Source organism: Lentzea nigeriaca, from assembly GCF_016907955.1.
GTDB classification, from domain to species: domain Bacteria; phylum Actinomycetota; class Actinomycetes; order Mycobacteriales; family Pseudonocardiaceae; genus Lentzea; species Lentzea nigeriaca.
The window spans coordinates 34,060-47,890 of record NZ_JAFBCX010000016.1; the positions used below are offsets into that span (position 1 = coordinate 34,060).

Below are 13,831 nucleotides of genomic sequence, written 5' to 3' on the forward strand. Positions count from 1 at the left end.
CGACCCCGCACAAGCCGCCCCTTCCGCTGGAACTGGACTAATCCACGAAACCGGACCACCACATCCGCGTGAGTGCACGCCCAGTCGCCCTCGAGCACGCCACGTAACCACCACAGCCCAGGCAGACCACCCCAGCGACACCGCAAATGCTTTCACGATAAAGCGACTGACCAGTACAAACACCAAGACAGGGATTGGTCTAAAGCGCGTTAACCATCGCCTCAGAGCTTCAACTACATAGAGTGACCAACCGTGGCCCTCATCACCTAAACGCCCACATAGCTTGCCCATGCCGGTGACACGAGGTTACGTTCACCGCCGCATGTCACGGTTCGATAACCGCAAGGACACGGATCTCTCCCGAAACGGTCCAGTCCGCACGGGGCTTCCCCAAGCCCCAAGGGCCCAGCCCCGCCCAGGCGCCCGAACGCCGAAGCACCCCAGCGGTTAGCCGAACTCCCCCGAGTGCATGGAGGCAGGTTTGGCACGGCATCGAGCGAAGGGTCAACTGGTCGACGTACTGGCCAGAGTGGACCTGGACCGCAAGAAGGCCGTAGCGGCGGTTGTCGCCGCGGGCGCCCTGGCCGGCGCCGGATTCACCCAGGCGATGGCGACGGTCACTCCCGTGGACCGCATCGTGCCGGTCGCCGCTACGAAGGACCTCGCGGCCGTGATGGCGCCGCCGCCGGAGGGCATCAAGACCGTCCACGCGATGGACACCAGCGCCGAGACGCGGAAGTTGCTGCAGGCCGAGCAGATCGAGGTGCAGTTCCGCGTTCGGGAGGCGCTCCGGTTCGCGGAGGGTGCCTACGCCGAACGGCAGGCGGCCGCCAAGGCCGAGCAGGCTCGTATCGCCGCCGAGGAAGAGGCGAAGAGGCCCAAGTGCGTGCGGCCCGCGCAGGGGACGTTCACGTCCGGCTTCGGTGCCCGGTGGGGTACCAGCCACAACGGTGTCGACATCGCCAACGCCATCGGAACACCCATCGTGGCCGCCATGGACGGCACGGTGATCGAGGCAGGTCCCGCGTCCGGGTTCGGACTGTGGGTTCGGATTCAGCACGAGGACGGGACCATCACCGTCTACGGGCACATGAACACCATCGACGTGCCGCAGGGTGCGAAGGTCAAGGCCGGGCAGCAGATCGCGACGATCGGCAACCGCGGGCAGTCGACTGGGCCGCACCTGCACTTCGAGGTGTGGATCGGTGGCTCGCAGAAGATCAACCCGGCGGGCTGGCTCGCGGAGCGCGGCGTCACGCTGTAGACGTCTCGGCACGTTCCCGCAAGGGGCCGGAAACGACTAATCTCCGGCCACGCCGCCCGGCATGAGGCTCGGCGGCGTGGAACCCGGAGCCGACTGATGATCTACCGCAGCCCCCTGCCGGCGGTGGTCGTTCCCGACACCACGGTCCCCGCGCACGTTCTCGAGCAGCGACGAAACAAGCCGGCGTTGCTGGACGTCGTCACGGGCGAGAGCCTCACCTACGACGAACTCGCGAGGCAGGTCGAGCGGACCGCGAAAGGCCTGACAGCGCAAGGCATCGCGCCCGGCGACACGGTCGCGATCGTGAGCGGCAACAGGCCGATGTACGCGGTCGGGCTGCACGCGATCATGGCGGCAGGTGCGACGGCTGCGCTGATCAACCCGTTGCTCACCGCGGCCGAGACCGAACGGCTCAAGGCCCTCGCGCACGTCTCCACCACGCTCGACCTCGACGACCTTCCCGAGAGCGACACCGGAACGCTCCCGCCGCCGAACCCGCAGGGGATCGCGGCGGTCCTCTTCTCCAGCGGCACCACCGGGCTCACCAAGGCCGTCAAGCTGAGCCACCGGGCCCTCGTCGCCAACCTGGAGCAGCAACGCCAGGGCTGGCGCGTCGACGAGACGGACGTGCTCGCCGCGAACCTGCCGTTCTTCCACATCTACGGGCTCGCGATCGTCCTCAACTCCGGTCTGCTCGGCGGCGCCACGCTCGTCACCATGCCCCGCAGCGACGCCCGGACGTACCTGAGACGTCTCGCGGAGCACCGGGTCACGCGCGCGTTCCTCGTGCCGCCGCTCGCCGCCGCGATCGCTGACGAAGAAGACATGCCGAAGGACCTCCACCTCAAGCTCGTCCTCTGCGGCGCCGCCCCGCTCGACGAGGGCATCCGCCGGGAAGCAGAGCGCAAGCTCGGCGCGCCGGTGCGCCAGGGCTACGGGCTGACCGAGGCGGGTGGCACGCACCAGACGTTCGACGGCGACCTCGACACCGATCCCGCGAGCGTCGGCGTGCTCAGCCCCGGCACCGAAGCGCGCATCGTCGAACCCGGCACGACCACCGACACGGCCGTGGGGGAGATGCTCATCCGCGGGCCGCAGGTCATGGACGGTTACCTCGACGACGAGGAGGCCACGCGACAGGCCTTCGTGGACGGATGGCTGCGCACCGGTGATCTCGTGCGTGTCCACAACGGCCGGTTCTACGTCGTCGACCGCGTCAAGGAAATGATCAAGTACAAGGGCTACCAGGTCGCACCCGCGGAGCTGGAAGCCTTGTTGCGCAGGCATCCCGCGGTGCGGGACGCCGCGGTGATCGGTGCGCCCGATCGGGTTAACGGCGAGGTGCCCAAGGCGTTCGTGGTGACGGAAGGCGACGTCACCGCGGAGGAGCTGATTGCGTTCGTGGCGGCGGAGGTGGCGCCTTTCAAGAAGGTGCGCCAGGTTGAGTTCGTGGAAGAGATACCGAAGTCGGTCTCGGGCAAGATCCTGCGGCGGTTGCTCAAGGGCCAGGACGAGTGCGAGTCCTGATCACGGGTGGCGCCAAGGAGCTCGGCAGGGTGTTCAGCGAAGTCCTTGGCGCGCAAGGGCACCAGCTCGTCATCACCGGGCGCGACGAGAACGCGCTGCGGACCGCGGAAGCCGAGCTCAGGGCGCGGGGTGTCGATGTCGAGGCGCATGTCGCGGACCTCGGAGACCCCGATGCGACACCGAAGCTGATCGAGAGCCTCGGCGGGCTCGACGTGCTGGTCAACAACGGCGCGCTCGGCGGGCCGGTCGGGCCGACGTGGCAGGTCGACGAGAACGAGTGGTGGCGCACGTTCGAGGTGAACCTGCGCGGCACCGCCTTCGCCGCGAACGCCGCGATCCGCGCGATGACGAGCGGGCGGATCATCAACGTCGTCAGCAACGCCGGTGCGCACCGATGGCCTTACCTCACCGCGTACTCCGTGTCGAAGGCCGCCGTGATCAAGCTGACCGAGAACCTCGCCGTCGAGCTGAAGCGACGGCGGATCGCGGTGCTGAGCTACGACCCCGGCATGGTCGACGTCGGTCTGATGGGCCGCGGCTGCGACGTGGAGTCCGGAGATCCGTACGTGCAGCGGGTCACGCAGTGGGCGAGATCTCAGCGCGACCAGGGCAGGTTCACCCCGGTGGAGCAGTCGGCCGCTCTTTTGTCCCGAATCGTGAGCGGAGAGTTCGATCACCGGTCCGGTGAGCTCATCACACCTGCGGACGGGTGAAACGCCTGCACTGTCAACGGCCAAGAACTTCCGCCACGAGGAGGAACGGTCACCCGATATTTCTTCGGGTAGTGCGTTCAGGCCCTTCCTCGCCGACAGGTCAACGGGGATCGTCGCGAGAGGTCCCCCGAAAACGTCCACAGGAGGCGTCGTGCCTGTCGGAACATCCTCCGCTGCCCTGAGCCTGGCGGCGGCACTCGAACCCGAGCATCTCGAACTCGCCGGTAAACCCCTGCACGTCGACCTGCCGCAGGACGTGAGAGCACGCGTCGCGCGCTGCCGCGAGTTCGTGCTCGCGGTGAGCGGCTCCGGACGCGCTGTCTACGGTGTCACAACGGGTTTCGGCCCACTCGTCGAGTTCGCCGGCCGCGCGGACGGCGCCGGCCAGAGCGACAACACGATCATTCACCACATCGTCGGCCACGGCGAGCTGATGCCACCCGCGGTGGCGCGGGCGGCCGTGCTGGCGCGGCTGTTCTCGTTGGCGCAGGGCCGATCCGGGGTCTCGGAGCACGTCGTCGAGACGCTGATCGCCGTGCTGGGCTCGGAATTCGCCCCTGCGGTGCCACGGCTGGGCTCTGTCGGCGCGAGCGGTGATCTCCAGCCGCTGGCCTACGTCGCGCATGCGTTGCGGGGCAACGGGAACGCGTACTTCCAGGGTCGGCTCATGCCCGCGGCCGAAGCGCTCGGCCAGGCGGGCCTCGAGAAGCTCGAGCTGGACGGGCGGGACGCGCTCGCGCTGGTGAACGGCATTTCGGTGACCGCCGCAGTACTCGGACTCGCTGTGGCACAGGCGAACCGGGCGCGGCGGATCGCGGAGTTGTTGTCCGCCTTGATGACCGACGTCCTGGGCTGCGGCACCGAGTTCACGTCGGTCGGGCTGCTGGCCGCGTTCGGGCATCCGGACGTCGCGGACACCGGTGCGGCCATCCGGACCTGGCTCGCGGGCAGCGCGCCGTCGGGTGAGCGTCCGTTGCAGGAGGCCTACAGCATCCGTTGCACGCCACAGCTGATCGGCGCGTGCCGCACGAGCGTCAGGCACGCGGAGGAGGTGGTGCGCCGCGACCTCAACGGCGTGAGCGACAACCCGTTGTTCTTCCCGGAGACCGAGGAGGTCGTGCACGGCGGCAACTTCTTCGGTCAGCCCAGCGCTTTCGCGGCCGACCAGCTGGGCGTCGCCCTGGTGCAGCTGGGCAATCTGGCCGAACGCCAGCTCGACCTGCTGGTCGATCCGCACCGCACGAGCGGGCTGCCACCGATGCTGAGCCCCGCACCCGGTCAGCACCACGCGCTGCAGGGCGTCCAGCTCTGCACGACCGCGACGGTCGCGGCGATGCGCCGTGCCGCCATGCCCGCCTCGGTGCAGAGCCTGCCGACGAACCTGCACAACCAGGACGTCGTCCCGTTCGGCACCCAGGCCGCGTTCACCGCGCTCGACCAGGCGGGCCTGCTGCGCTACCTGCACGCGGGGCTCGCGATCGGGCTGCGTCAGGCGGTGCACGTCGGGGCGCGCCACCCGCGGGCGCCGCGGCTCGCCGAGGTGTTCGACCGGATCGCGGCGGAGGTGCCGCCGATCGTGGAAGACCGGCCGCTCGACGTCGCGCTCGGCCGCGTCGCCGACCTCCTCGACACGATCGTGTCCGAAGTGGAGGGTGTGTGATGAGCGCTCCGGTCTGCACGCCCACCTGGGGGCACACGCACGTCGGACTGCCCGTGCTGCGGCTGCCGATGCCGGGAACGGAATTGATTCCGTGCACCGGTTGTTATCAGATTCCGATCGTGATCAACGCCCCCGAGGATCCGGCGGATCGTGCCGTCCACCGCTGGTTTCTCGGCCATCACGGCGCATTTCTGGTCTGGAGGTTTCTTTCGGCTTCACTCGATCGGTTGATACGCGAGCCTGATTCGCAACTAGTCCGCCTCGCTGCGCTTGGATATGACGCGTACTCGGTGATGCTTGCCTATTCGGGCAGTTGTTCCCGTGAGGTGTACGAGGACGTCATCCGGCCGTTGATGGTGGCGTTCGACCCGGCGTTCAGCGGGCGGTGGGCACGTGACTACGAGCCCCTACCCGGCCTGCTGCGCCGGGCGCGTGCCGCACTGGGGCCCGTGGCGGCCGCACCGCTTTCCTCCGCGAGCAAGGCGAACCTGTTGGCACACATGGAGGTCATGCGCAGACTCGTGCCCTGCGGCAACTCGTTGCTGCGCGAGTCGGGGCGTACGCGCGTGCCCACCACCGATGCCGAACGCGACCGGTTCGACGAGTTCTTCCTCGTCAGCCGCGAGAACGTGTGCGTGAGCCGCTACCGCGCCCACCGCGCCGCCGTCCTGCACGCCATCGGTCGTGACCTCGCGGAACACCCGCTGCGGCCCGAGTACAGCGACACACTCAGGACGCTCGTCACCCGACTATGAGAGAAGGCCGCGCGTGAACGACTTCAAGACCGTGGTCATGACCCCGCAGATCTACCAGTACGTGCGCACGCAGGCGGGCCAGCCCAGCGCGGTGCAGGAGAAGCTGATCGCGAGGACGCTGGAGCTCGGCGACTCCGCGGAGATGCAGATCCCGCACGAGCAGGCGGTCCTGCTGTCGCTGCTGGTCAAGCTCATCGGCGCGCAGACAGTCGTCGAGGTCGGCACGTACACCGGGTACTCCACGCTCGCGTTCGCGCAGGCGCTTCCCCCGCACGGCAAGGTCATCACCTGCGACGTCTCCACTGAGTGGACCGGGATCGCCGAGGAGGCGTGGCAGGCGGCCGGCGTGCGCGACCGGATCGACCTGCGGCTCGGTGCCGCCGCGCAGACGCTGGCCGAGCTGCCCGACGAACCGGTCATCGACCTCGTGTTCATCGACGCGGACAAGGTCGGGTACGTCCACTACTGGGACCTGCTGGTGCCACGGGTCCGTCAGGGCGGCCTGCTGCTCGCGGACAACACCCTCTACTACGGCGAGGCCGCCGCGGAGCAGCCGGAAGGCAACGCGGCCGCGATCGACGCGTTCAACACGTTCGTGCGCAACGACCCACGCGTCGATTCGGTGCTGGTTCCGATCGCGGACGGGCTCACCCTCGCCCGCAAGAAGTGAGGTGTCCTACCGACCGGTTGTGAGCATACCGACCGGTCGGTAGGGTGGGGGCCAGGTCGCTACTTGGAGGCGTTCATGGCTCGTTGGGGAATCACGCTGCCGTTGCTCGGCGTGCCGGTGCTCGAGCACCGCGCGCTGGTGTCCGAGCTCGGCGGGCTCGGCTACACGGACGTGTGGTCGGCCGAGACGACCGGCACCGACGCGTTCACGCCGCTCGCGCTCGCCGCGCAGTGGTCCTCCGAGCTGCGCTTCGGACCGGCCATCGCACCCGTCTACACCCGCGGGCCCGCGACGCTCGCGATGACCGCGGCGACGCTGGCCGAGGTGACCGGCGGCCGGTTCGTGCTGGGCATCGGCTCGTCGTCGCCCGCGATCGTGCAGCGCTGGAACGCGATCCCGTTCGAGGAGCCGTTCAAGCGCACCCGCGACACCCTGCGCTTCCTCAAGGCCGCGCTGGCCGGCGAGAAGGTCACCGCCGAGTACGACACGTTCAAGGTCTCGGGCTTCAAGCTGGAGCGCCCGCCCGCCGAGAAGGTGCCGATCATGCTCGCGGCGCTGCGGCCGAACATGCTGCGCCTGGCCGGTCGCGAGGCCGACGGCGCGATCACCAACTGGCTGGCCGCGTCCGACGTGGCGCAGGTGCGCGGCGAGCTCGGCGACTCCGAGCTCGCGGCGCGGATCTTCGTGTGCCCTACCGAGGACGCCGACGCGGCGCGGGCGCTGGGCCGCATGCTGATCAGCACCTACCTGACCGTGCCCGCCTACGCGGCGTTCCACGACTGGCTGGGCCGCGGCGACGTGCTGCGCCCGATGCACGAGGCGTGGGCGGCGGGCGACCGCAAGGCCGCGTCGAAGGCCATCCCGGACGAGGTCGTCGACGCGCTGATCGTGCACGGTTCGGTCGACGAGTGCCGCGCGCGCGTCGCCGAGTACCAGACCGCGGGCGTCGACACGCCGATCATCGCGCTGCTTCCGACCGGTGGCGACCAGGTGGAGCAGGTACGCGCCTTGGCACCCAAGGCATAGCCGTGCCCAGCGCGACCGAGCAGAAGATCATCGACGCGGCCGTGCGCCTCTTCGCGTCCCAGGGCTACGACGCGACCTCGGTGCAGGAGATCGTCACGGCCGCCGAGGTGACCAAAGGCGCGCTGTACCACTACTTCCGCGCGAAGGACGACCTGCTCTTCGAGATCTACCGGCTGCTGATCACGGCCCAGTCGGCGGACATGGACCGGATCATCGGGCTCGGCCTGTCGTCCGCCGACACGGTCCGGGAGATCCTCGTGTCGCTGGTCGTCTCGACGGCCGAACGGGTCGACGAGACCGCGGTGTTCGTGCGCGAGATGCACCGGCTCGACGAGGCGCGGATGACCGAGTTCCGCGCCGAACGCCGCCGCTACCACGAGACGTTCCTCGCGGTGATCGAGAAGGGGCAGGCGGACGGGGAGTTCAGCTCCGCCGTGCCCGCGGACACCGTGGTGCGGATCGCGCTGGGCGTCGTGAACCAGCTGCCCGTGTGGTACCGGCCGGACGGTCCGAAGTCGCCTTCGGTGCTGGCCGGAGAGATCGCGGACTTCGTGCTGGCAGGCCTGTCCGGTCGCGGAAAGGATCCGGAAAGGGCCGCCTGATCCACTGCCGGGTATGGATCTGTTGTTCGCGACCATGCCCGTTCCCGATCACGTGTACGGGCCGCGTCTTCCGAGCACCCTTGCGCCGACGTACGCGGTGTCGTGCAGCACGAGGTCCGCGGGCCGGGAGGTCGGAATCCGGCGGAGATCGGCGACCTGCGCCGGAATCGGGTCGAGGAACACCGCGCGCATGTCGTAGCGCAGCTTGGCGATGCCCTTGAGCCGGGTTGCTCGGACACCAGCCGCTGTTCCGGCAGCGCGGCGCGGAGCTTGGCGATCTGGACGTGCAGCGCGTTCACCGGGTCCTTGGCGTGGTGCCCGGTCTCGAACAGCCTGCTCGCGCTCACCGCGTTCGGACGGGAGACCAGCAGCATCGCGAGTGTCGCCCTGGCGCGGGCACCCGGCAGCACGACGGCGGTGCCGTCGTCGCCGGACACCTCGACCGGACCGAGCAGCTGGAACCGCATGGCGCGCAGTTTCGCAGGTGAGCGCGTCCACGAGGGCTGACCTGCGAACAAAGAGGATGGAAAGGGGACGGGACACACTGCCGGCATGAAACTCGGTCTTGCCCTGCCCCAGTACGGCGTCGTCGCCGATCCCTCCGCCACGCTGCGGGTCGCCGTCGAAGCGGAGGGCATGGGATTCGACAGCCTGTGGGTGTCGGACCGGCTGCTGCTCCCGGTGAGGCCGCGGGACCGCTACATCACGCCGGACGGCGTCATCCCGTCCGCCTACGAGAACTTCCTCGACCCGCTCACGCTGCTCGCCGCGGTGGCGACGACGACGTCACGGGTGCGGCTGGGCACGAGCACGTTGAACGCGCTGTGGCAGCCGCCCGCGCTGCTCGCCCGCACCGTCACCACCCTCGACCAGCTGAGTGGCGGCCGGATCGACCTCGGCATCGGCGTGGGCTGGCTGCGCGACGAGTACCAGGCCGCGGGCGTGCCGTGGGAGGGCCGCGGTGCCCGGCTGGAGGAGACGCTGGACGTCCTCGACGCCTTCTGGTCCAACGACGTCGTGACGCACGAGGGTCCGTTGTGGACGGTGCCGGAGTCGTGGGTCAGGGCCAAGCCGGTACGACGGCCGCCGATCCTGCTCGCGGGGCTGGTGCCGGCCGCGTTCACCCGCATCGCGCGGCGGGCCGACGGGTGGCTCGCCGTCGGCCTGCCGCTGCCGATGCTGACCGCCACCATCGCGTCGATCAGGCAGCAGGCCGCGTCGTTCGGGCGCGATCCCGGCGCGCTGCGGTTCCCGTTGCGGATCAACCCGCACATCACCGCCGAGCAGGCCGATGACGCGCACGTTCCGCACGTCGGCACGATCGACCAGCTCACGGACTACGTGCGGCGCGTCGAGGGCGTGGTGGACGAGGTGTTCGTCGACTTCCAGCTGACCGCTCGAAGCGTCGACGAGTACCTCGACCTGGCGCGAGCGGTGATCACCGGTTCCTGAGGGCCGCCAGCGCCTTGTCCGCGTGCGAGGTCATCGAGAACTCGCTCTTGATCACCTCGATGACCTCGCGGTTCGTGTCGATGACGAACGTGTGCCGCTTGACCGGGATCGGCCCGAACCGCCGCTTCACCCCGAACTGCTCGGCCACCTCGCCGTCGACGTCGGACAGCAGCGGGTAGTCGAAGCCGTTCAGCTCCGCGAACTGCTTCTGCTTCGCCACGTCGTCGGTGGAGATGCCGACGCGCTGCGCCTTCGCCTCGCCGAACTCCGCGGCGAGGTCGCGGAAGTGGCAGCTCTGCGCGGTGCAGCCGGCCGTCATCGCCGCGGGGTAGAAGAACAGCACGACCGGGCCGTTCTCGAGTAGTTCGGACAGCTTGCGCTCGACGCCGTCCTGGTCGGGCAGGGAGAAGTCGGGGGCGATGTCGCCGGGCTTCATGGATCTCCAATACGCTCTCAACCGTGACCAGCATGTCCGATGTGGCCAAGGCTGCAGGGGTGTCTGCTGCGACCGTATCGCGGGCCCTGCGGGGCGAACCGGGCGTGTCCGAGGCCACGCGGCAGCACGTGAGCGAGGTCGCACGGCGGATGAAGTACGCCATCGCGCGCGACGCGTCCTCGTTGGCCGGTGGACGCCGCTACGCGATCGCGGTGCTGACGTCCGAGGTCAGCCCTGTGCTCGCGGGTGCGGAGGGCGCGCTGCGACAGGCCGGTTACGACGTGCTGCTCTACGTGCTGGGGTCCGCGGAGGCCCGCGAGAAGTTCTTCGACGAGCTGCCGCTGGGGCGCCGCGTGGACGGGGTGCTTCTTCTCTCCATTTCCATGACGGCAGCCGAACAGGCCGCGCTGGAGTCGCTCGAGGTCCCGCACGTCACGGTCGACGACGCCGATCTGCGCCGCGCCCTGCGGACCGCCGTCGCGCACCTGAAGACGCTCGGTCATCACGACGTGGCGCTGGTGCTGTCCGACGGCGTGGACGAGTCGTACGACGAGATCCTGATCGAGGCCGGGCTGGAGGTCCGTCCGGAGTGGACGGTCTGGTGCTCGCCGACCGTCGACGGCGGCGAGCAGGTGGTCGACGTGCTGCTCGACGGCGAACGCCTACCGACCGCCGTGATCAGCTCGAACGGTGCCGCGGCTGTGGGGATCTACCTGCGCATGCAGCGGGACGGGCGCACCGTGCCGGACGAGGTGTCGATCGTGTCGCTCGACGGCCAGGAGCTCACGCGCGTGGTCGGGCTGACCGCGGTCGAGGGCGCGGCGAAGGAACAGGGGGAGCGTGCGGTCGCCGACCTGTTCACGTTGATCAGGGGCGGCGAGATCGAACCGGCGGAGCACCCGGTGCGGCTCGTGGTGCGCAACTCGAGCGGACCCGCTGCCTGAGTACGGTGGGCGCATGCCCGCCGAGAAGCGTCTGACCGAACTGCCGGAGCTGGCGAACACGCCCGGCTACGCCCACGCGGTGACGGTCACCGGGAAGATCGCGTTCGTCTCCGGTCAGGTCGCGATCGACGCGCAGGGGTGCGCTGTCGGGGTCGACGACCTGGCCGCCCAGACACGGCAGGCGCTGCGCAATCTCCATCACGTGATCAGAAGCCTCGGCGCCGACTGGTCGGATGTCGTCAAGTTCACCTGGTACGTGCTCGATGCTTCCGAGGTGCAGACCATTCGCGATGTGCGTGACGAGATTCTGCGACCCGCGCTGGGGGATGTGCACAACCCGGCGAGCACGCTCGTTCAGGTCGCGGCGTTGTTCGGGCCGGAATTTCTGGTCGAGGTCGAAGCCGTCGTGGCGATTCCCGGAGAACCATCGGATGTCTGAGCAAATACATGTGTGAGTGTGCGTCCCGACCGGCCTGCACCCTTCGGGTGACCAGGGACCATTTGCTCTGGTAATGCGGACCGAGCTGTGACATAGGTTGTACCTGTGGACGAGTTGGTGGCGCGACTGGCGGACGCCTGGGGCGTTGCCACTCGGTACGAGAACGCGGACCAGCAAGAGGTCGTGGTCGACACCGAGGTCGTCGTCAAGGTCCTCGCGCAGTTCGGCGTCGACGCGTCCACTGAGGACTCGATCACCCGTGAGCTGGCCGAGATCGAGCGGCGCAGGGCCGTCGAAGCGCTTCCGCCGACGATCGTGATCCGCGAGTACGAGACGTACGACCTGCGCGGCCCGGCGACGGTCGAGCTGGAGGACGGCACCACGTTCGAAGTCGAGCGGCACCTGCCGGACAGCCTGCCGCTGGGCTGGCACCGCGTCGTCACCGCCACCCAGACGATCACGCTGGCCGTGGCGCCCAGGACGCTGCCGGACGTCCCGCGCACCTGGGGCTGGATGCTGCAGCTCTACGCGGCGCGGTCGAAGGACTCGTGGGGAATGGGCGACTTCGCCGACCTCGCCACGATCGCGCGCCGGTCCTGCCTGGAGCTCGACGCCGGGGTGGTCCTCGTCAACCCGGTGCAGGCGCCCTCGCTGACCCACCCCGTCGAACGCTCGCCCTACTCGCCGGTCAGCCGCCGGTTCGTGAACCCGCTGTACCTGCGCATCACCGACACGCCGGAGTTCCTGCAGGCCTGCCCGCGCACCCGGCAGCTCATCCGCGACCTGCGGCCCGACCACGGGGACCTGATCGACTACGACGTGATCTGGGACGCCAAGAGGCAGGCGCTGGAACTGCTGTTCCCCGGCGGCGACATCGAGATGGACGAGGATCTGAAGGCCTTCGCCACCTACTGCGCGCTGGCCGAGATCCACGGCAAGGACTGGCGCACCTGGTCCGCGGACCGTGCGGAAGCGCCGCAGGAACGGGTCGCCTTCCACGCCTGGCTCCAGCACCTGTGCACCCGGCAGCTGCAGGACGTCCGGCTCGCCGCGCACGAGGCGGGCATGGCCGTCGGCATCATCCACGACCTCCCGGTCGGGGTGTCACCCGGCGGCGCCGACACGTTCGCGGATCCCGACGTGTTCGCCATCGACGTCACGGTCGGTGCGCCACCCGACGCGTTCAGCGCCGACGGCCAGGCCTGGGGCCTGCCGCCGTGGCGCCCCGACAAGCTCGCCGAGACCGGCTACCGCCCGTTCCGCCAGGTGCTGCGCAGCGTGCTGAAGCACGCCGACGGCATCCGCATCGACCACGTCGCGGGCCTGTGGCGGCTGTGGTGGATCCCGCCGGGCGAGCCGCCGTCACGCGGCACGTACGTCCACTACGACGCCGACGCGATGCTCGGCGTGCTCGCGCTGGAGGCCTATCGCGCCGGCGCCGTGGTGGTCGGCGAGGACCTCGGCACCGTCGAGCCGGTCGTCACGAAGACATTGCAGGAAAACGGCATGCTCACCAGCGCCGTCCTCTACTTCCAGCGCGACTACTACGCTCCCGGCCACCCGCTGATCCCGCCGTCGCGGTGGACCCCGAAGGCGATGGCCAGCATCTCGACCCATGACCTCCCGACGGCCGCGACGTTCTTCGCCGGCCCCGACGGCCCCGATTTCGACGCACTGATGCGCCAGGAGGGCGTCGACGCCTCGGACCGGGTCGCCGGCGCTCACGAGTTGCTCGCGCAGGCACCCTGCGCGTTGGTCCTGACTTCACCTCAGGACGCTCTGCGGGAAACCCGGCAGCCCAACGTGCCGGGCACGATCGACGAGCACCCGAACTGGAGAATCCCTCTGCCCGTCCTCGTGGACGATCTCTTCCCCCGAGTCAGGGACATCACCCGTCCGCTGCGCTCCAGAAATAGATGAAACTTCCACGTAACAGCAGGTCATGGGCCTGTGGAGTACTGTAAGGGCCGTCACCTGACGGCGGACGAACGTTTTGGAGGTGGCGTACCAGATGAGTTCAGCCGTGAGCACGCGGACACCAACCGGCGTGCTGGAACTGGCCGTCGAGCAGGTTCTCGCTTCAATGAGACCAGCCGCACTCGGCGACCCGGTAGTCGGGGCACGGCGCGCGGAGGAATCCCTGCGTGACGCGCTGCGGGACGCAGGACCCGTGGAGGACAACGTCGCTCTGCAGAACGCGCTGGCTTGCGCGGAGGCTGCGTGTGAGCACCTGAAGTACTGCGAGATCCAGGAAGCACGCACGTTGCTCACGGCCGCACGTGGGCAGCTGATGCTGGCACACGAAAGGGCGTGATGCCGGACCGGCGTTAGGTGGATAGGGTC

At 69.2% G+C, this 13,831-nt stretch carries 16 protein-coding genes; 14 read left to right on the plus strand and 2 right to left on the minus strand.

The features are described 5' to 3' along the window. Positions 1-481 precede the first annotated feature (481 nt). The 8 genes from JOD27_RS36220 to JOD27_RS36255 all read left to right on the plus strand — a co-directional run bounded on the left by JOD27_RS36220 (position 482) and on the right by JOD27_RS36255 (position 8,217). A complete protein-coding gene (locus JOD27_RS36220) occupies positions 482-1,264 on the plus strand; it encodes a M23 family metallopeptidase (RefSeq protein ID WP_239570569.1) in 783 nt (260 codons plus the stop codon). Between the two features lie 96 nt (positions 1,265-1,360). Continuing rightward, a complete protein-coding gene (locus JOD27_RS36225) occupies positions 1,361-2,791 on the plus strand; it encodes an AMP-binding protein (protein WP_204766854.1) in 1,431 nt (476 codons plus the stop codon). After that, on the plus strand, positions 2,779-3,504 hold the full coding sequence (locus JOD27_RS36230) for an SDR family NAD(P)-dependent oxidoreductase (RefSeq protein WP_204766855.1): 726 nt from the start codon (positions 2,779-2,781) through the stop codon (positions 3,502-3,504). Before JOD27_RS36225 ends, JOD27_RS36230 begins: the two co-directional genes overlap by 13 nt. A 151-nt stretch (positions 3,505-3,655) precedes the next feature. Then, positions 3,656-5,164, plus strand: a complete 1,509-nt coding sequence (locus JOD27_RS36235) for an HAL/PAL/TAL family ammonia-lyase (RefSeq protein ID WP_204766856.1) — start codon at positions 3,656-3,658, stop codon at positions 5,162-5,164. A 53-nt stretch (positions 5,165-5,217) separates the two neighbouring features. Then, on the plus strand, positions 5,218-5,919 hold the full coding sequence (locus JOD27_RS36240) for a 3-methyl-L-tyrosine peroxygenase-related protein (RefSeq protein ID WP_204766857.1): 702 nt from the start codon (positions 5,218-5,220) through the stop codon (positions 5,917-5,919). Positions 5,920-5,932: 13 nt separating this feature from the next. Beyond that, positions 5,933-6,589 (plus strand): O-methyltransferase, encoded by a 657-nt coding sequence (locus JOD27_RS36245; protein ID WP_307830533.1) that lies wholly within the window; start codon positions 5,933-5,935, stop codon positions 6,587-6,589. 75 nt (positions 6,590-6,664) lie between these two features. Further along, entirely contained in the window at positions 6,665-7,615 is a 951-nt protein-coding gene (locus tag JOD27_RS36250) for an LLM class F420-dependent oxidoreductase (RefSeq protein WP_204766858.1), read from the plus strand. Between the two features lie 2 nt (positions 7,616-7,617). Further along, a complete protein-coding gene (locus JOD27_RS36255; protein ID WP_307830534.1) occupies positions 7,618-8,217 on the plus strand; it encodes a TetR/AcrR family transcriptional regulator in 600 nt (199 codons plus the stop codon). A gap of 48 nt (positions 8,218-8,265) precedes the next feature. Here JOD27_RS36255 and JOD27_RS36260 read toward each other — a convergent pair whose 3' ends face one another. Next, positions 8,266-8,409, minus strand: a complete 144-nt coding sequence (locus tag JOD27_RS36260; protein ID WP_204766859.1) for a hypothetical protein — start codon at positions 8,407-8,409, stop codon at positions 8,266-8,268. Positions 8,410-8,487: 78 nt separating this feature from the next. On the opposite strand from JOD27_RS36260, the gene JOD27_RS36265 reads away from it, so the two are divergent. After that, positions 8,488-8,724: a hypothetical protein gene (locus tag JOD27_RS36265; protein WP_204766860.1), complete on the plus strand. Its 237-nt coding sequence runs from the start codon at positions 8,488-8,490 to the stop codon at positions 8,722-8,724. 45 nt (positions 8,725-8,769) lie between these two features. Beyond that, on the plus strand, positions 8,770-9,669 hold the full coding sequence (locus tag JOD27_RS36270; protein WP_204766861.1) for a TIGR03619 family F420-dependent LLM class oxidoreductase: 900 nt from the start codon (positions 8,770-8,772) through the stop codon (positions 9,667-9,669). Here the strand turns inward: JOD27_RS36270 and JOD27_RS36275 are convergent. Continuing rightward, positions 9,656-10,105, minus strand: coding sequence for a peroxiredoxin (locus tag JOD27_RS36275; protein WP_204766862.1), 450 nt, complete (start codon positions 10,103-10,105; stop codon positions 9,656-9,658). The genes JOD27_RS36270 and JOD27_RS36275 overlap by 14 nt on opposite strands. Positions 10,106-10,137: 32 nt before the next feature. Here JOD27_RS36275 and JOD27_RS36280 point away from each other — a divergent pair, with 32 nt between their 5' ends. The 4 genes from JOD27_RS36280 (at position 10,138) to JOD27_RS36295 (ending at position 13,802) form a co-directional block, all read left to right on the plus strand. Further along, positions 10,138-11,049, plus strand: a complete 912-nt coding sequence (locus JOD27_RS36280) for a LacI family DNA-binding transcriptional regulator (RefSeq protein WP_204766961.1) — start codon at positions 10,138-10,140, stop codon at positions 11,047-11,049. Between the two features lie 13 nt (positions 11,050-11,062). Then, positions 11,063-11,488, plus strand: coding sequence for a RidA family protein (locus JOD27_RS36285; RefSeq protein ID WP_204766863.1), 426 nt, complete (start codon positions 11,063-11,065; stop codon positions 11,486-11,488). Positions 11,489-11,593: 105 nt separating this feature from the next. Then, the gene (locus JOD27_RS36290) at positions 11,594-13,408 is read left to right on the plus strand and encodes a 4-alpha-glucanotransferase (protein ID WP_204766864.1); all 1,815 of its coding nucleotides are present in this window, start codon (positions 11,594-11,596) and stop codon (positions 13,406-13,408) included. A gap of 91 nt (positions 13,409-13,499) precedes the next feature. After that, complete coding sequence (locus tag JOD27_RS36295) at positions 13,500-13,802, plus strand: hypothetical protein (protein WP_204766865.1); 303 nt, start codon at positions 13,500-13,502, stop codon at positions 13,800-13,802. The last annotated feature ends 29 nt before the right edge of the window (positions 13,803-13,831 follow it).